General features: G+C 63.9%; 14 protein-coding genes and 1 pseudogene. 13 read left to right on the top strand and 2 right to left on the bottom strand.

The window, feature by feature from the left end; translation table 11 throughout:
• The first annotated feature begins 285 nt into the window (after positions 1–285).
• From HU773_RS01635 to HU773_RS01665, 7 genes and pseudogenes are all read left to right on the top strand, one after another.
• Entirely contained in the window at positions 286–1,206 is a 921-nt protein-coding gene (locus HU773_RS01635) for a LysR family transcriptional regulator (protein ID WP_057444856.1), read from the top strand.
• A gap of 232 nt (positions 1,207–1,438) precedes the next feature.
• A complete protein-coding gene (locus HU773_RS01640) occupies positions 1,439–2,974 on the top strand; it encodes an MFS transporter (RefSeq protein ID WP_057438938.1) in 1,536 nt (511 codons plus the stop codon).
• A 25-nt stretch (positions 2,975–2,999) separates the two neighbouring features.
• Positions 3,000–4,058: an HlyD family secretion protein gene (locus HU773_RS01645; RefSeq protein ID WP_057438939.1), complete on the top strand. Its 1,059-nt coding sequence runs from the start codon at positions 3,000–3,002 to the stop codon at positions 4,056–4,058.
• Positions 4,055–5,499, top strand: a pseudogene (locus tag HU773_RS01650) (efflux transporter outer membrane subunit). The gene HU773_RS01645 and the pseudogene HU773_RS01650 overlap by 4 nt, the downstream one beginning before the upstream one ends.
• Before the next feature lie 73 nt (positions 5,500–5,572).
• Positions 5,573–6,082: a sigma-70 family RNA polymerase sigma factor gene (locus HU773_RS01655; protein ID WP_057438940.1), complete on the top strand. Its 510-nt coding sequence runs from the start codon at positions 5,573–5,575 to the stop codon at positions 6,080–6,082.
• Complete coding sequence (locus tag HU773_RS01660) at positions 6,079–7,035, top strand: FecR domain-containing protein (protein WP_128593623.1); 957 nt, start codon at positions 6,079–6,081, stop codon at positions 7,033–7,035. Before HU773_RS01655 ends, HU773_RS01660 begins: the two co-directional genes overlap by 4 nt.
• 227 nt (positions 7,036–7,262) lie before the next feature.
• Entirely contained in the window at positions 7,263–9,716 is a 2,454-nt protein-coding gene (locus tag HU773_RS01665; RefSeq protein WP_186625050.1) for a TonB-dependent siderophore receptor, read from the top strand.
• A gap of 43 nt (positions 9,717–9,759) precedes the next feature.
• On the opposite strand, the gene HU773_RS01670 is transcribed toward HU773_RS01665, so the two are convergent.
• On the bottom strand, positions 9,760–10,467 hold the full coding sequence (locus HU773_RS01670; RefSeq protein ID WP_186625051.1) for a DUF3142 domain-containing protein: 708 nt from the start codon (positions 10,465–10,467) through the stop codon (positions 9,760–9,762).
• 4 nt (positions 10,468–10,471) lie between these two features.
• Entirely contained in the window at positions 10,472–12,628 is a 2,157-nt protein-coding gene (locus HU773_RS01675; RefSeq protein ID WP_186625052.1) for a PA5441 family protein, read from the bottom strand.
• A 150-nt stretch (positions 12,629–12,778) separates the two neighbouring features.
• Here HU773_RS01675 and HU773_RS01680 point away from each other — a divergent pair, with 150 nt between their 5' ends.
• The 6 genes from HU773_RS01680 to HU773_RS01705 all read left to right on the top strand — a co-directional run bounded on the left by HU773_RS01680 (position 12,779) and on the right by HU773_RS01705 (position 18,329).
• Complete coding sequence (locus HU773_RS01680; RefSeq protein WP_057957941.1) at positions 12,779–13,021, top strand: DUF2789 domain-containing protein; 243 nt, start codon at positions 12,779–12,781, stop codon at positions 13,019–13,021.
• 269 nt (positions 13,022–13,290) lie between these two features.
• Positions 13,291–13,722 (top strand): MarR family winged helix-turn-helix transcriptional regulator, encoded by a 432-nt coding sequence (locus HU773_RS01685; RefSeq protein WP_057438945.1) that lies wholly within the window; start codon positions 13,291–13,293, stop codon positions 13,720–13,722.
• On the top strand, positions 13,719–15,797 hold the full coding sequence (locus tag HU773_RS01690; protein ID WP_057957942.1) for an FUSC family protein: 2,079 nt from the start codon (positions 13,719–13,721) through the stop codon (positions 15,795–15,797). The genes HU773_RS01685 and HU773_RS01690 overlap by 4 nt, the downstream gene beginning before the upstream one ends.
• Positions 15,794–16,003: a DUF1656 domain-containing protein gene (locus HU773_RS01695; RefSeq protein ID WP_057438946.1), complete on the top strand. Its 210-nt coding sequence runs from the start codon at positions 15,794–15,796 to the stop codon at positions 16,001–16,003. The genes HU773_RS01690 and HU773_RS01695 overlap by 4 nt, the downstream gene beginning before the upstream one ends.
• The gene (locus tag HU773_RS01700; RefSeq protein ID WP_186625053.1) at positions 16,000–16,890 is read left to right on the top strand and encodes an efflux RND transporter periplasmic adaptor subunit; all 891 of its coding nucleotides are present in this window, start codon (positions 16,000–16,002) and stop codon (positions 16,888–16,890) included. The genes HU773_RS01695 and HU773_RS01700 overlap by 4 nt, the downstream gene beginning before the upstream one ends.
• A complete protein-coding gene (locus tag HU773_RS01705; RefSeq protein WP_169960020.1) occupies positions 16,887–18,329 on the top strand; it encodes an efflux transporter outer membrane subunit in 1,443 nt (480 codons plus the stop codon). The genes HU773_RS01700 and HU773_RS01705 overlap by 4 nt, the downstream gene beginning before the upstream one ends.
• Positions 18,330–18,387 lie beyond the last annotated feature (58 nt).

Here is an 18,387-nt window from a genome sequence, read left to right on the forward strand (position 1 = left end):
CTCAACCGCATTCCTATGTTGGAAATCGGTCGAAAGTGGGAGCGGGCTTGCTCGCGAAGGGGCCCTCAACTTCACCCCATCCCTCAGCCCTACCGCAAAAAGGCCATATCGTTATTCTCTAACGGTATTTAAAGTCACTCTCCTGACTGCCAGAGAGTGATCTTATATCCGCCACCACAGCCGCCTTGCCCACCGCCTAAAGTTACCTGACGCAGTAGAAACAGTACCGGTAAAGCCTGCTACGATTGCGTGCGCTGTACTCCAAACCCATCACGAGTGCTTGGCATGCAATTACCGGATATGAACCTGCTGGTGGCCCTCGACGCCTTGCTCGACGAGGGCAGCGTGGTGGGTGCCGCGCGGCGGATGAACCTGAGCCCGGCGGCGATGAGCCGCACCCTGACGCGCATTCGCGAAGCGGTGGGCGATCCGATCCTGGTGCGCGCCGGTCGCGGTCTGGTGCCCACGCCCAAGGCCCTGGAGTTGCAAGGCCAGGTGCGCAACGTGGTGGAGCAGGCGGCGTTGTTGTTCCGCTCGGCGGACGAGGTTGACTTGAGCACCTTGCGCCGACGGTTCAGCGTGCGCGCCAATGACTTTTTTGTCGGCGTATACGGCGGTCGTTTATTCGACACCATGGAGCGGGTGGCGCCCCATTGCGAGCTGCGCTTTGTCCCGGAAGGCGACAGCGATGACGAAGCCTTGCGCGAAGGGCGCCTGGACCTGCGCGTCGGTAACACCATGCCGATTACCCCGGAAGTGAAGGTGCAGAACCTGTTCTCCACCACCTTCGTCGGCCTGGCCCGCGAAGGCCACCCGTTGTTCGATGAAGAAATCACCGCTGCGCGCTTTGCCAGCTATTCCCATATCAGCATCTCGCGGCGCGGTATCGCCCGAGGGCCGATCGACACCGCCCTCAGTGCCCAGGGCCTGGAACGCCGGGTGGCGATGATCGCGCCGGGGTTTCACGGTGCGATGTTTATGCTGCCTGACTCCGACCTGATCCTGCCGGTGCCCAAGGAAGCGCTCTACAGCGCCAATCGCCTGAAACTGCCACTGCGCGCATTTACCCTGCCGATTTCCCTGCCGACCCTGGTCCTGACCCAGGCCTGGCACCCGCGTTTCGACAAAGACCCGGCGCACAAATGGCTGCGCGAAACCATGCGCGAAAGCTGCGCCGCGACCTGGCGCGAAGCCCAACCCACCTGACGACCACGATCAAAATGTGTGGAGCTAGCCTGGCTTGTGTGGGAGCTGGCTTGCCTGCGATAGCGGTGTGTCAGTGACAGATGCCTTAGCTGACACACCGCTACCGCAGGCAAGCCACCTCCCACATTCAATCATTGCGTCTGGCGCAGTTATAACCTTCCGATAAGTCAGTTTTCGTCATGTCTAAGCCTTATTAAACTGCTCGGGTATTCTATTGCCGAGTTGTACTTTCATGACGTCCCTCGCTGCCCCCGCGCCCTTGGCCACCGCCAAACCCGCCGCCGTCAGCCCCCCTGTGTTCGGCCCACGGATCATCATCGGCCTGGTCGGCGTGCTGCTGGCGGTGCTGGTCTCGGGCCTGAACGAAATGGTGACCAAGGTCGCCCTCGCCGATATTCGCGGTGCGCTGTACATCGGGTTTGACGAAGGCACCTGGCTGGTCGCGGCCTACACCGCCACCTCCGTCTCGGCCATGGCCTTTGCCCCATGGTGTTCGGTGACGTTTTCGCTGCGCCGTTTCACCCTGTGGGCCATCGGCCTGTTTACCCTGCTGGGGGTGCTTTGCCCGCTGGCGCCGAACTACGAAAGCCTGCTGGTGCTGCGCACCCTGCAAGGCCTGGCCGGCGGCGCGTTGCCGCCAATGCTGATGACCGTGGCCCTGCGGTTTTTGCCGGCCAACGTCAAACTCTACGGCCTGGCCGGCTACGCCCTGACCGCCACCTTCGGTCCCAGCCTCGGTACACCGTTGGCGGCGCTATGGACCGAATACGTAGGCTGGCAGTGGGCGTTCTGGCAGATCGTCGCGCCGTGCCTGCTGGCCATGGCCGCCGTGGCCTATGGCTTGCCCCAGGACCCGTTGCGTCTGGAGCGCCTCAAGCAGTTCAACTGGCGCGGCCTGCTGCTGGGCTTCCCGGCGATCTGCATGCTGGTGATCGGCATCTTGCAGGGCAACCGCCTGGACTGGTTCGAGTCGCCGCTGATCACCACGCTGCTGATTGGCGGGGTGCTGTTGTTGGTGCTGTTCATGCTCAATGAATGGTCACACCCGATGCCGTTCTTCAAGTTGCAGATGCTTGGCCTGCGCAACCTGGCCTTCGCCCTGATCGTGCTGGCCGGGGTGCTGGTGGTGTTGCAGGCGGTGATCATCCTGCCGTCCAGCTACCTGGCGCAGGTGCAGGGCTACCGGCCGCTGCAAACCGCGCCGGTGATGTTGATCATGGCCCTGCCGCAGCTGATCGCGCTGCCCCTGGTGGCCGCCCTGTGCAACCTGCGCTGGGTCGACTGCCGCTGGGTGCTGGGGATTGGCCTGGGCATGCTGACCCTGTCGTGCATCGGCGGCGCGCAACTGACCTCGGCGTGGATTCGTGATGAGTTCTACGTGCTGCAACTGCTGCAAATCTTCGGGCAGCCGATGGCGGTGTTGCCGCTGTTGATGCTGTCCACCGGCAGCATCGTGCCCGCCGACGGGCCGTTTGCCTCGGCCTGGTTCAACACGGTCAAGGGCCTGGCGGCGGTGGTCGCCACCGGGGTGATCGAGGTGCTGACCACCCACCGCCTGCATTTCCACTCGACCATGCTGGTGGACGCCCTGGGCAACTCGCCCCTGGCCGACAGCGACGCCACGGGCCTGGCCCACCGGCTGCACCAGCAGGCCGTGGTGCTGACTTCTTCGGATCTTTATTACGTCATGGCCGGTGTCGCGGTGGCGTTGATCCTCCTGATTTTCTGGATGCCGACGCGGATTTTTCCGCCGCGCGCACCCGCTTGATTGCTGACGCAGACCAAGGATTTTTATGAAACGCAAAGACCAGATTGCCGTGACTGTTATCAGCCTATTCGCCGTGGGCGTGCTGGTGTACCTGCTGGCGCCGGGTGTGTTTGGCAGCAAGCGCCAGACCACCAACGACGCCTTCGTCGCCGCCGACTACACCCTGGTGGCGCCGCGGGTCGCCGGGTTTATCAAAGAGGTGTTGGTGGAAGACAACCAACAGGTCAAGGCCGGGCAGTTGCTGGCGCTGATCGACGACCGTGACTTGCGCGCCGCCGCCCAGGCCGCCGATGCCGAGACCCTGATGGCCCAGGCCCAGCTGAAAAACGCGGTGGCCACCCTTGAGCGGCAGAGCTCGGTGATCGCCCAGGCCCAGGCCACGGTGGCCGCCGATCGCGCCGAGGTGGCCTTTGCCGAGCACGAATTGAACCGCTACAACCACCTCGCCGGTGTCGGTGCCGGTACGGTGCAGAACGCCCAGCAAGCCAGGACCCGCATCGACCAGGCCACCGCACGCCTGGCCAACGCCACGGCGGTGTTGGCCGCCGAACGCAAGCAGGTGGAGATTCTCAGCGCCCAGCGCGATGCCGCCGAAGGTGGCTTGAAACGCGCCCAGGCGGCGTTGGAAATGGCCAGCTATCAATTGTCGTACACGCGCATCGTCGCGCCGGTGGATGGCATGGTCGGTGAGCGGGCGGTACGGGTCGGCGCCTTTGTCACCCCGGGCAGCAAGATCCTCGCCGTGGTGCCGTTGGCCGACGCCTATGTGGTGGCCAATTTCCAGGAAAACCAACTGTCCCATATGCACGCCGGCCAGGCGGTTGAAGTGCGGGTCGACAGCCTCGACGGTGAAGTCCTCAACGGCCATCTGGAAAGCCTGGCGCCGGCCACGGGCGTGACCTTCGCCTCGGTCAAACCAGACAACGCCACCGGCAACTTCACCAAGGTGGTGCAGCGCATCCCGGTGAAAATCATCCTGGAGCCGGGTCAGGCACAGGTCCATCGCCTACGGGTCGGGATGTCGGTGGAGGCCAGCGTCAATACCCATCCCACTGCGCAGCAACGTGAGGTGGCGCAGCAATGAGAAAACTCGCGCTGCTTACTCTCAGCCTGATTAGCTTGGGTGCCTGCACCGTCGGCCCGGATTTTAAACGGCCCGATGCCCAGCCAGCGACGCAATGGGCCGAGCCCCAGGGCCGCCAGGCCGCCAGCCGGGCGGTCAGCGACCCGTTGGAAGAACAGTGGTGGGATGTGTTCCACGACCCGCAACTGTCAGCCCTGGTGCGCCGGGCATTGACCGACAACCTCGACCTGAAACTGGCCAGCAGCCGCTTGCAACAGAGCCGCGCAGTACGCCAGGTGACGACCGCCGGGCGCTATCCAGAGCTCAGCGCCGATGGCAACTACGGGCGCAAACGCAATAGCGCCAATGGCCTGAGCGATCCATCCGGCAACAACGGCCGTTCGGCCTTCAACCTGTGGGACGCCGGTTTCGCCGCCTCCTGGGAACTGGACTTCTGGGGCCGGGTACGGCGTGAAACCGAAGCCGCCGACGCCACCCTGCAAGTGGCGGAAAACGACCGCCGCACGGTGCTGCTATCGGTGCTGGCCGAGACCGCCCAGGACTACATCCAACTGCGCGGCGTGCAAAGCACCCGTGCGGTCACCGAGCAAAACCTCGACGTGGCGCGCCGTAGCCTGAAGCTCTCGCAACTGCGTTTGGCCGATGGCGTGGCCACTCACCTGGATGTCGCTGAAGCCGCTGCGCAAGTAGCTGCCATCGAAGCGCGCCTGCCGGATTTGCAACAGCGCCAGGACCAGTTGATCAATGCCCTGAGCCTGTTGATGGGCCAGGCTCCGCAAGCCTTGCATGCGCAGCTGTCGCTGACGCGGCGGTGCCCCAGACCCAGCGCCAGGTTGCGATTGGCCTGCCGTCGCTGCTGGCACAGCGCCGCCCGGATATCCGCCAGGCCGAGGCGCGCCTGCATGCGGCGACCGCCAGCATCGGCGTGGCCAAAGGTGACTTCTACCCACGGATCACCCTGTCGGGCAGCCTCGGTTCCCAGGCCATGCAATTGTCGGATCTGGGCTCCTGGGGCTCGCGCACCTTTGCTTTCGGCCCGTCGCTGAGCCTGCCGCTGTTCAACGGTGGCCGCCTGCAGGGCATGCTCGACCTGCGCGAAGCCCAGCAGCAGGAAGCGGCCTTGGCGTACCAGCAGACCGTGCTGCGCGCCTGGCATGAAATCGACGACCAGTTGACCCGCTACAACGCCAGCCAACTGCGCCGTGACAGCCTGGCCGAAGCGGTGCGCCAGAACCAGATCGCCCTGGACACCGCCCAGCACCAATACGTCGAAGGGGTGGTGGATTTCGTCAACGTCCTCACGGTGCAGAGCGCGTTGCTGGCGACCCAGGAGCAATGGGTGGAAAGCTCCACCGGCGTGTCCCTGGCCATGGTCGGCCTGTACAAGGCACTGGGCGGGGGCTGGGAGTCGGTGTATCCGGTGCAGACCGCCGGGCGGTAACAGATAAAGTTTTTTGCCAGTCGCGATACAAGCTGTAATGATAATTGCTCTCAATAGTGTATCCGAGCAATTCATGGACACCGCGACTGACGGCCAGCAACAGCTTCATCTCCTGTACCGCGACCATCATGGCTGGCTGCAAGGCTGGCTGCGCAAGCGCCTGGGCGACCGCGAGCACGCCGCCGACGTGGCGCAGGACACCTTCCTGCGCCTGCTGGTGTCGGGGCGTTTTCCCGGTGCCCAAGAAAGCCGCAGCTACCTGACGCAGATCGCCCGCAACCTGGTGATCGACCAATGGCGCCGCTTGCGCATCGAGCGCGCCTACCTGCAAAGCATTGCCCACTTGCCGGAACCCGAGTCGCCGAGCCTGGAAACCCGCGCGTTGATCCTCGAAACCCTGATGCAGATCGACGCCATGCTCGACCGCATGCCCGAGAACGTGCGCCGCGCGTTCCTGCTGTCGCAGTTCGAAGGCCTGACCTACGCGCAGATCGCCGAACGCCTGGGGGTGACGGTCAGCTCGGTGCAGAAGTACATGACCCGCGCGATCATCGCCTGCTACCAGGTGGTCTACGAAGAATGAGAGCCCGCCATGACGCGCCGATTGCCCAGGCTGTGGTCGAGCAGGCCAGCGAGTGGTTGATGCTGCAATGGGGCGGCGAACTCGACGGGGCCCAGCGCCAGGCCTTTGCCCGTTGGCAGGCCGCCGACCCGGAGCATCGTCGTGCCTGGCAGCGTTTGCAGCAGTTGCAGCAGACCTTGGGCGGCGTCCCCGCCGACAGCGCCCGCGCGGTGTTGCGTGACGCGCCGGACCCCCAGCGTCGGGCGGCGTTGAAACTGCTTGGGCTGTTGCTGGTGGCCGGCGGCAGCGGCTACCTGGTCCAGGGCAGCCAGCCGTGGCAGGCGGCGTTTGCCGAGCATCGCACCGCCACCGGCGAGATTCGCCACCTGACCCTGAGCGACGGTACCCAGCTGGACCTCAACAGCGACAGCGCCGTCGACCTGCGCTTCAGTGCCACAGAGCGGCGCATCCGCCTGATTCGCGGCGAGATCCTGCTGACCAGCGGCCACGACCCATCCCGGCCGCTGATCGTCGAAACCACCGCGGGCGATATCCAGGCCCTGGGCACCCGCTTTGCCGTGCGCGAACTGCACGACGGCAGCCGCGTCGACCTCTATGAAGGGCGCTTACAGGTCCGCCCGGTGCAGGGTGTGCCGGTGCTGATGAAGGCGGGTGACAGCCTGTGGTTCAGTGCGACACAGACCTCGGCAGTGACCGCGCTGGATGCCAACGCCAGCAGTTGGACCCAGCACCGTCTGATTGCCGAGCGCCAGCCACTGGGGCGGTTTGTGGCTGAGCTGAGTCGCTATCGCCCGGGGTTGTTGCGCTGTGACGAGGCCATCTCCGGCTTGTTACTGACCGGCGTGTTTCCGCTGAATGACACCGACGCGATCCTCGCCGCCCTTGAGCGCTCACTGCCGGTGCGGGTACAGGCGGTGACTCGCTATTGGGTCACCCTCAAAGCCAGGGTTTGACTCGATCAACTGTAGGCGCTGGCTTGCCTGCGATAGCGGTGGGTCAGTTGGCCCATCTGTCACTGATACACCGCTATCGCAGGCAAGCCAGCTCCTACATTGATGGGTGTTTTGGTGTGGAAAGTCAGTGGCCGCATTTTTTTCCATTTTTCTTTGTCGGTTTTCCAATCCCGTCCGGGTTACCTCTTGAAAGCCAATCAAGAAGCGTTCTCACGGGGAGTCCTGCAATGCCGCACCATCCAATCCAACCCCTGGCCCGCGCCCTGCGTCGTGGCCTGTTTGTCAGTGTGCTGGCGACTGTGCCGCTTATCCCGACCCTGGTCCAGGCCCAGGAGAGCGCCGGCGAAGCCTTGCGCCAATACAACATCCCTGCCGGCAGCCTGGACCAGGCGTTGAACCGTTTCGCCAGCGCTTCGGGGATTTTGCTCTCGGTGGATGCGTCACTGACGTCCGGCAAGCGCAGCCCTGGCTTGCAGGGGCGCTATGCCACCGGGCCGGGCTTGGAGCGCTTGTTGGCCGGCAGCGGCCTGGTGGCGATGCAGGCGGGGAGCGGTTGGTCGGTGCAGGCCCTCGCGGGGGACGGCGCGATGCAACTGGGGGCGACCCAGATCAGCGCCCAGCAGCACCAGGAAAACGCCTGGGGCCCGGTCGACGGCATCGTCGCCACCCGCAGCGCCACGGGCAGCAAGACCGATGCGGCGCTGGTGGAAATCCCCCAGACCATCAACGTGATCAGCGCCGCTGAAATCAAGGCGCGCGGCGCGCAAAGCGTGACCCAGGCGCTGCTCTACACCCCTGGCATGAGTGCCGGCGGCTTCTCCGACCGGGTGAAGCTGTTCGATGAACCGACATCCCGTGGCTTCTCGCCGACACCCTTGTACCTCGACGGTTTGCACCTGCCTTACGGTGGCGGCAGTACCGGCGGAGCGTTGCAGATCGAGCCCTATTCCCTGGAGCGCATCGAGGTGCTCAAAGGCCCGGCGTCGGTGCTGTACGGGCACAACCAGCCCGGCGGCATCGTCAATATGGTCAGCAAGCGTCCCAGCGAGACCCCGGTGCGCCAGGTGGTACTCGAAGCCGGCACCTACGAGCACAAAAGCGCGGCCATCGACCTCAGTGGTCCGCTGGATGATCAAGGGCAGTTTTTCTATCGCCTTACCGGGCGCCTCAAGGACGAGCAAGGGGAGATCGACTACTTCGAAAACCGCCGCCAATTCATTGCGCCAAGCCTGACCTGGCGGCCCAACGACGACACCAGCCTGACCCTGTTCGCCCAGTACCAGAAAGACAAGGGCATGCCCGAGGCCCAGGGCCTGCCCGCATCCGGCACGGTCTGGCGCAACCCCAACGGCAAGATCGACCGTGATGTGTTTATCGGCGAGCCGGGTGTCAACAAGTACAATCGCGAACAATTTGCCTTCGGCTACGAGTTGTCCCATCGCTTGAACGACACCTGGACCCTCAAGCAAAACGCGCGCTATGCCGAAGTGGACGACCGCTATGTGGCGCCGTTGCACGGCTACCGTTTTGTCGCCAACCCGGCCACTGGCGCCATGGATCAACGCTACCTGGAACGCTTCGGCGTGGACTGGAGGCAGAACAACAAAGTGATTGGCGTGGATAACATCGCCCAGGCCGAATTCACCACTGGCGAGTTCTCCCACACCTTGATCGTGGGTCTGGATTACTACCACTTCAACTCCAGGTTCCTCGGCCTCTACGACCGCACCCCACCGATCATTGATCTATTCAACCCGGTGTATGGCCAGCCGCTGAATTTCGGCCAGCCGTATCGCTGGGACAACACCATCACCCAGACCGGCCTGTACGTGCAGGACCAGATCAAGTGGGACAAATGGGCACTGGTGCTGGGTGGGCGCTATGACTGGGCCAATGTGGTCAACAAGGCGCCGCTGAGCGACGATCGCACCAGCAGCAAGGATCAGGCCTTCACCGGCCGTGCGGGCCTGGTGTACCTGTTCGATAACGGCCTGGCGCCGTTTATCAGTTACTCGGAGTCCTTCCTGCCGCTGTCCGGCACCGATGCCAACCATAAGCCCTTCGACCCGTCCACAGGCAACCAGTACGAAGTCGGGGTGAAGTACCAGCCACCGGGCCAGGAAAGTTTTGTGCAGGTCTCGGTCTATCAACTGGACCAGGAAAACATCCTGACGGCCAACCCGCCGAGCAACTTCAGCAGCCAGAGCGGCGCCATGCGTTCGCGCGGCGTCGAGTTCGAAGCCAAGGCGGTGCTGAACGATTCCTGGGATGTGGTCGCTTCGGCGGCGCGCAACGACATCAAGTACACCAAGGACAACGAAGGTCGCGAAGGCCGCCACCCGGCCGGTATCTCACCGCTGACGGCCGCGTTGTGGGTCAACTACACCGTGATCGGTGACACCCCGCTGGCTGGTCTCGGCGCAGGCCTGGGGGCCCGCTACACGCGCAGCAGCATGGGTGACTACGTTGCCGGCGCGTTCACGGTGCCGTCCTACACCGTCTACGATGCCAGCCTGAGCTACGACCTGGGCGCCTCGGCTCTCAAGCTTAAAGGCGTGAAGTTGGCGATGAATGTGCAGAACCTTGCCAATAAAACCTATGTGTCGCAGTGCACCAGCGATCTGGATTGCTACTACGGCGAAGGGCGTACGGTGGTGTCGAGCCTGACTTACGACTGGTAAGACGCTACCCCTGTAGGAACCGGCAAGCCGGCTCCTACAGGGTTCAACCCGGATTCTGCAAAAACACCACATACCCCCGAAACCACTCATTCCCCTGCAAATACCCCGGTTCCTGCCACTGCCCGCCCTGGATCAAGCCAATCTTGAACGGCATTCCCAGCCGGTTCATCCGTGGCAGGTACGCCGCGTAATCCGGGATGCTGTGGCGGCCCTGATAGGTCTGCACCACCACTTCATCCACCACGCCCTTGAGCTGGGCGATGGCGGCCGGGTCGGCGTTGCTGCTCCAGTCCATCAGGCCGGTGATGCTCAGGCGCAAATCCTTTGGCAGGCGCTGGCGCAGGTCGTTGAGGAAGTCGGCGTATTCATGCAGGTACTGGGTGCGGGCGTCGAAGTCGATCTGGATGCCCACCACCGGGTTGCCCGCTGCGCGCCAGCGTTGCACCTGGCCGAGCATTTTTGTGTAGACCGGCTCTGGCCAGCGCAAGGTGTGGGCGCGGTAGACAATCCACACTTCGCCCTGGCGGATGCGCGGCACGCTCATGCCCTGGGCGATGAACTGCACGCCGCGTGAGGGCTGGCGGCGGGTCGAGTTGATCTGGCCCTGGAGGATGTACAGCGTCTTGGCCTGCTTGAGCACCGGCTGTGGCGCGACCCCGCTCCACAGCCAGAAGGCCTCATAGTCGCGGGCATCGACCGCGCCGAAGGCCGGGCTCGCCAGTACCAGCAGCGCCAGCCAGAAACCTTTCACCGGCTTACCAGTAGTACTGCAGCGACTTGCCCCACTGGGTGTCGGCAAACCCGGTTTTCAACTGGCGGAACCAGCCCTTGCGCACCGCCTTGTCCACATCTTCGCCGCCGCAGCTGTTGTAGCCCGACGGCGCATAGCAGTTGATCGCCCGGAACAGTGCATAGGCCTTGTCGTCACGGGGCGCCTTGGGGTTGGCGATGACTTGTTTGTAACCCTCGAGCCGGGAGAAGGTTTCGCCTTTGAAGGCCGATGCGGTGCTGCCCAGGCTACCGGCCGAGCGCACTTCTTCCAGGGGCATGCCATCCAGGCCGTTGCGCAGGATGAACTCACCCAGGCAGTTGAGGCCGTGGGGGTTTTTCGGCTCGCTCTGCAAGGTGCTGGCGGTTTGCGCGATGGTCGGGCAGGTGTAGCCGGAGGCGGCCTTGTCGCCGCTCCAGCGGAACAGCGTCAGTGCCTGACCGCCGTCGTACACATAGCCCAGGCTGGTGCCGATCTTGTCGGCGGCAGGCGAGGCCGGCAGTTGCTGCAAGTCCTCGGCAAAGGTCGCGAACTGGCCGCGCAGCAGGTCTTTGTAGAGCAAAACAAATTGCGCGGTACTGCGCTCCAGCGGGTCGCTGGCCTGGCTGATCTGCTGGCGCAGCAACTCGGGCCCGGCCACGCTGCGCAGCAGGATATAGCGCACTTGCTTGGTCTGGATCGGCGAGTCGGCGGCGAACACCTTGGCCAATTGGCCGCTGCGTTCGTAGTTCATCGCCAGGGCCAGTTCCAGTTGGTCGCGCTGCAAGGGCTGCTTGGCCAGGGGTAGCAGTTGCAGCCACAGCGCCTCGGCGCCTTTCCAGTCCTGCTTGGCTTCCAGGGCCAGGCCGCGCAGGGTTTGCTGGCTGAAGGCCAAGTAATCCAGGCTCGACGGCAGCTCTTGTGGCAGATGTTTCAACGCGTTGTCTGGCTGGTGCTCGACATACAGGGCGAACGCCGCCTGCAAGTAGTCGTACAGCGCCGGCTCGTTGGCAAACGCGGCCTTTTGCCCGTCGAGAGTGGCGCGGGTCAGCTTGGGCGGGTTGTTGGCGCGCATCCACATCAGGTCGTTGATCGCCAGCAACAATGGGTTGCGGATGGTCTCGGCGTAGCTGGTCAGCAGCTTGTTGTCGGTTTCTTCCACCAGTTCATCAATGGAGCCATTGCGCTCGGCATCGCTGGCCTCGGTCAGTTGCCAGGCGTAATCGTCCGCCAGCTTGCTCGCATCGCCCGCCAACCAGTGCACCCGGCGCAACAGGCCACGGGCGGAAGGGGCGTACTCACCCTGTGGATAAGTTTTCAGGTAGCTGAGGAAACTGTGCTCGGCTTCGTCCAGCGCGGACTTATCCACAGCCTGGCGCTGGGGTAGGCCGTATTCATCGAAGGCGTTTTCCTGGGCATGGTTGAGCGACGCGCGGGCGATCATGTACACCGCCGTTTCTTTGAGCCATGGCAGTGTGGTCAGGGTCACCGCAGCAAACCCGCGCTCGGCATACACAAAGCGCCCGCTGTAAAAGTCGGAAGCGGCGAGCAGGTAGGTGGTCAGCTCGCGACCCTGGATGGAAGTGATCAACTGCGGCTCCAGCAGCACTTCCCCCTGCCAGTCGCAGGTGCCGAGCAATTTCAGGCGCGCATTGGCCAGCAGCACTCGCTCATTCGCCGGCACATCGGCCTTGATCACTTGGCGCACAAAGTCGGTGGCACTCTGCACATTGTTGCTGCGGCAGCGGCTGCCTTCGCCCCACAAAAACTGATCGCCTGCCGCCGCCGTGGCCTCGCGCTGGATGCCCAGCGAGGCCAACAGTTGCGCAAGCTCCGTGCCTTGCTCTTCGCCCGTCTGCCCTTCGGGCGGGTGCGGCACCAGGCGATACACCGGGAACGGCACCGGGCCGAAGCCCTGGGCCAGGTCATCTTCACCCAGCGCATTAGGGGTCAGGGGCGCGTTCTTTTTTGCCGCGAGCAACAGGCGCAGGTTGGTCCGGCTGTCATTGCCGGGGCTCAGGAATGGCATGTTGCTGCAGGCGGTCAGCGAATCCTGGGACACGCGCCAGTCGGGGTAGCACGAGTCGTCGCCGCTGGCCTGGGCCTGCAGGGAAAAGGCGGCACACAGTGCCAGGGTCAGGGATGACAGAAGACCGATGCGCATGAATTGTCCTTATTCCGGGAGTCCGTGAATGCCACTGGGCGAAAGGTGAAGATGATAGCGTGAACATTGCAAAATGTTGCACGAATGGCTGCCAATCTGTGGGTTTTATCGGTCTAGACTGAGGGCAATCACTGATTTTTTGGAGTTGCCATGCAATCGCCTGTTCACAGCCTGCCGTCGTTGTTCAAACAGCTCGGGCTGCCCGATGACGCCACCAGCATTGAGCGTTTTGTTGCGGTGCATTCGCCGCTCAAGCCGGAGTTGAAACTCGAAGATGCGTTTTTCTGGACGGGTAGCCAGAAGGCGTTTCTACGCGAAGAAATTCTGGAGGATGCGGATTGGGCGGAAGTGGTGGATGAGTTGAATGTGCTGTTGCGCAGCAGCCGTGCTTAAGTGAACTCATTCGAATGTGGCAGCTGTCTAGCCCGAGCGAGGCTGCGATAGCGGTGGATCAGCCAACATCAATGCCAGCAGTGCTACTGCCACCGCAGCCTCGCCAAGGCTCGACAGCTCCCACAGAGGCGGCGCGTTATAGGGGCCCCACCGCCTATCTGTGAATTTGTATCAAAACTTGACGAGATTCCATTCCTCCACCATATTGATAGTTAGCAAACTAACTGTATGCGAATGACCTCGTGCCTCAAACCCTCGAAACCCTTCATATGAGCCTCAGCAGCAGCATGGTGGCGGGCGCCCGTAACTGGCGCAAAATCTGCCAGGCCACGCTGGTGAGTTACGGTATTTCTGAAGCCTGTGCGGTGCCTTTACTGATGATCGGCCGTCTCGGCGACGGCGTGCATCAAGTCAAGGTGGCCCAGGCTTCGGGGATGGAAAGCCCGTCCCTGGTACGCCTGCTCGACCAACTGTGCAGTGCCGGCCTGGTGTGCCGCAGCGAAGACCTGCACGACCGCCGCGCCAAGGCGTTGAGCCTGACCGAGCGCGGCCGCGAGTTGGTGCAGGCGGTCGAAGCCCAGCTGGTGCGCTTGCGCCATGAAGTGCTGGCAGACATGGCCCCTGCCGATCTGGAAGCCGCGTTGCGCGTGCTGCATGCTTTTGAAGCAGCCAACCACCCACCGTTGGTCGTGGCTTCTTGAACGGATTTTTTACCGGCATGCCGCCGGCCCGGGATTGGTTCTACGGTGTGCGTACTTTCGCGGCGTCGATGATTGCCCTGTATATCGCCATGCTGATGCAAATGCCGCGTCCGTATTGGGCGATGGCCACGGTGTATATCGTCTCCAGCCCGTTTGTCGGGCCCACCAGTTCCAAGGCCTTGTACCGTGCCATCGGCACCTTTCTCGGGGCGATGGCCGCGGTGTTTTTCGTGCCGCTGTTTGTGCAGACACCGTTCCTGCTGGTGGTGGTGATTGCGTTGTGGACTGGCATTTTGCTGTTTCTGTCCCTGCATTTGCGTACCGCCAACAGCTACGCCTTGATGCTGGCGGGCTACACCTTGCCGTTGATCGCCTTGCCGGTGGTGGATAACCCCCTGGCGGTGTGGGATGTGGCCGAGGCGCGTACCGAAGAAATCTTCCTTGGCATCGCCGTAGCGGCGGTGGTCGGCGCGATGTTCTGGCCACGGCGCCTGGCACCGGTGTTCGATGACTCGGTGCGTAAATGGTTTGCCGACGCGACGATCTACAGCCAGCGCTTCCTCAATCGCAACGTACAGCCCGAGGAAGTCAGCAGCCTGCGCGGCGGCATGGTCGCGACCTTTAACACCCTGGAATTGATGATCGGCCAACTGCCCCACGAAGGCGCGCGGCCACAAACGGTGCGCAACACCAAGGAGCTGCGCGGGCGCATGATCCATCTGTTGCCGGTGGTGGATGCCCTGGATGACGCGCTGTATGCCCTGGAGCGCCGCACCCCGGAGTTGGTCGGCAAGTTCGCGCCGCTGCTGGCGGCCACCACCGAGTGGCTGCAAAGCACAACCGATGAGGCGCCGGTCGAACGCTGGCGCGTCCTGCGTGACCAGCTCGAAGCCCTGCAACCCGACGCCGAGGCCCTGGACGACCGTCATCAGTTGCTGTTTTCCAACGCGCTGTATCGCCTCGGCGAGTGGATCGACCTGTGGCAAGACTGCCGCAGCCTGCAAGCCGCCATCCACAGTGAAAGCCAGGCCCCGTGGCGCGCGGTCTATCGTCACTGGCGCCTGGGCCGGCTGACGCCGTTCCTTGATCGCGGCCTGATGCTCTACTCGGCGTTTTCCACGGTCAGCGCGATTATCGTCGCCTCGGTGCTGTGGATTCTGCTGGGCTGGACCGATGGCGGCAGCGCAGTGATCCTCGCGGCGGTGGCGTGCAGTTTCTTCGCCTCGATGGACGACCCGGCGCCGCAGATCTACCGGTTCTTTTTCTGGACGGCGATGTCGGTACTGTTCGCCAGCCTCTACCTATTCCTGATCCTGCCCAATCTGCATGATTTTCCGATGCTGGTGCTGGCGTTTGCGGTGCCCTTTATCTGGGTCGGCACCCTGACGGTGCAACCGCGTTTCTACCTGGGCATGCTGCTGACCATCGTCAACACCTCGTCCTTTATCAGCATCCAGGGCGCCTACGACGCGGATTTTCTGAGTTTCGCCAACTCCAACCTCGCCGGCCCGGTGGGCTTGCTGTTTGCCTTTGTCTGGACCCTGATCGCGCGGCCCTTTGGCGCTGAGCTGGCGGCCAAGCGCCTGACCCGTTTCAGCTGGCGCGATATTGTCGGCCTCACGCAGCCGGCCACCCTCGCCGAGCACCGGCGCCTGGGCGTGCAAATGCTCGACCGCCTGATGCAGCACCTGCCGCGCCTGGCCATGACCGGCCAGGACACCGGCGTCGCCCTGCGCGAGCTGCGCGTGGCGCTGAACCTGCTCGACCTGCTGGCCTACGCACCCCGCATCCTCGGCGTGCCGCGAGTGTTGCTCGACCAGGTGGTGGCCGAGGTCGGCGAGTACTTCAAGGCGTGCCTGAAGGCCGGTGAACGCCTGCCGGCTCCCAGCGGTCTGCTGATGACCCTGGACCGCACCCGCCGCGCCCTCAACGGCCAGGGCCTGCAAGGCGAGGGCGAAACCCGCCTGCACCTGCTGCACGCCCTCAGCGGTTTGCGCCTGGCGCTGTTGCCCGGCGTGGAGTTTGTCAGTACAGGCGAGATGGACGCGCCGTTACCCGATGGAGCGCCTCTATGATCGGTGACCTGGATATCAGCGGAGTGTTCCTACCCACGCTGCTGGTGCTGATGGGCATTACGTATGGCTTTTACCTGGTGGTGCACGGGTTGTTGACCCGCGTCCACTTCTACCGCCTGGTCTGGCACCGGGCATTATTCAATGTGGCTCTCTACGCGCTGTTGCTGGGCGCTGTGGACTCACTCAGTCGATACCTGATGACATGAAAAAACCTTTTTTGACGATCGGCCGTGTGGTCCTGACGTTGCTGGTAGTGACCTTTGCCTGCGTCGTAGTCTGGCGTATGGTCATGTACTACATGTTCGCCCCCTGGACCCGCGACGGGCATATCCGCGCCGACATCGTGCAGATCGCCCCGGACGTGTCCGGGCTGATCCAGCAAGTGGATGTGCGCGATAACCAACTGGTGACCCGGGGCCAGGTGCTGTTCTCCGTGGACCAGGACCGTTTCAAGCTCGCCCTGCGCCAGGCCCAGGCGGCCGTGGCCGACCGCCAGGAAACCCTGGCCCAGGCCCAGCGCGAAGCCAGGCGCAACCGCGGCCTGGGCAACCTGGTGGCCAGCGAGCAACTGGAAGAAAGCCTGTCCCGCGTGGCCCGCGCCCAGTCGGCCCTGGCCGAGGCGCAGGTGACGGTGGATAGCGCCCAGCTCAACCTCGACCGCTCGGTGATCCGCAGCCCGGTGGACGGCTACGTCAACGACCGTGCGCCCCGGACCCAGGAGTTCGTGACCGCCGGGCGCCCGGTGTTGTCGGTGGTGGACAGCAATTCCTTCCACATCGACGGCTACTTTGAAGAGACCAAACTGGACGGCATCCATGTCGGCCAGAGCGTGGATATCCGTGTGATTGGCGACAACGCCCGCTTGCGCGGGCATGTACAAAGCATCGTCGCCGGCATCGAAGACCGCGACCGCACCAGCGGCTCCAACCTGCTGCCCAACGTCAACCCAGCGTTCAGTTGGGTGCGCCTGGCCCAGCGGATCCCGGTGCGTATCGCCTTTGATGATGTGCCGGCGGACTTCCGCATGATTGCCGGGCGCACGGCCACCGTGTCGATCATGGATGACCAGCCCAAGTCCGGAGACCAGCCATGAAGCAACTGCTGGCGACCGCTGGGCTGGGGCTGCTGTTGTCGGCCTGCCAGGTAGTGGGCCCGGATTACCAGTTGCCGGATGCAGCCGCCGTCAACCGTGGCGACCTGCAGGGCCAACTGGCCGGGCAGGGCAATAATGTAGTCTCGGCGCCGGTGCCCGCCGACTGGTGGAAGTTGTACCAGGACCCGCGCCTGGATGAACTGGTGCGCCAGGCCATGGCCTCCAACACCGACCTGCGTGTGGCGGCGGCCAACCTGCAACGGGCGCGTTTCCAGGTGCAGGAAGCGCAATCGGCGGGCGGCTGGAGCGGCGGGGTCAAGCTCGGCGCCCAGCGTTTGCAGGAGTCCGGCGAGGCTTTTTTGCAGGCGAATAAAGTGCCGGTGGCGAATGTCGGTGATATCGGCATCACCACCTCCTATCAGTTCGACCTGTTCGGCACCTTGCAGCGCGGCATCGAAGGCGCCCAGGCCAATGCCGACGCGACCCAGGCCGCGGTGGATACCGCACGCATCACCCTGGTGGCGGACGTGGTGCGCTCCTACACCCAGGTGTGTGCGGCCAATGAAGAGCTGCACATCGCCCGCCAGTCTCTCGACCTGCAAGCCCAGAGCACGCGCCTGACCCAGCGCCTGCGCGATGCGGGGCGTGGCGATGAAACCCAGGTCACCCGCTCACAAACCCAATTCAAGTCTTTGCGCGCTGAACTGCCGCGCTTTGAGGCGGCGCGCCAGGCCGGTTTGTTCCGCCTGTCGATGCTCCTGGCCAAACCCCTGGACCAATTGCCGGCCGGCACCCGCGATTGCGCCGAGTTGCCGCAGATTGCCCAGTTGCTGCCGGTGGGCGACGGCGCCACCCTGCTCAAGCGCCGCCCTGACGTGCGCCAGGCCGAACGCCGACTGGCGGCGGCGACGGCGGGCATTGGCGTGGCCACCGGCGAGTTGTACCCGGATATCAGCATCGGCGCCTCCATCGGCACCGTGGGCATTATCGACAACCTCGGCAAACCGGCCGCCAACCGCTGGGGCTTCGGCCCGCTGTTGAGCTGGACGGTGCCGTCCAACGGCTCGCGTGCGCGCATCCATGAAGCCGAAGCCGCGACCCAGGGCGCCTTGGCGCACTTTGACGGGGTGGTGCTCAATGCCATCCGCGAGACCCAGACCGGGCTTGCGCAATACACTGCCCAACTGCAGCGCCGCGATGCCCTGGCCGAGGCCGAGCAGTCGGCGCAACAGGCCGCCGACCAGACGCACCGCTTCTTCCAGGCCGGGCGCGAGTCGTTCCTCGCCGACCTGCAAGCCACGCGCACCTACACCGATATGCGTGCGCAACTGGCTCAGGCCAATACCCAGGTGGCGATGAGCCAGATCGACCTGTTCCTGGCCCTGGGCGGCGGCTGGGAAAGCGGACGAACGCAAGGCACACAACCCGGCAAACCCTGAGGCGGTTGCTATGCTTTGATCAGACGGGCTTGCGTGATGGCCCGCTGATCACTGCCTG

This window comes from Pseudomonas shahriarae, assembly GCF_014268455.2.
Taxonomy (GTDB): Bacteria; Pseudomonadota; Gammaproteobacteria; order Pseudomonadales; family Pseudomonadaceae; genus Aquipseudomonas; species Aquipseudomonas shahriarae.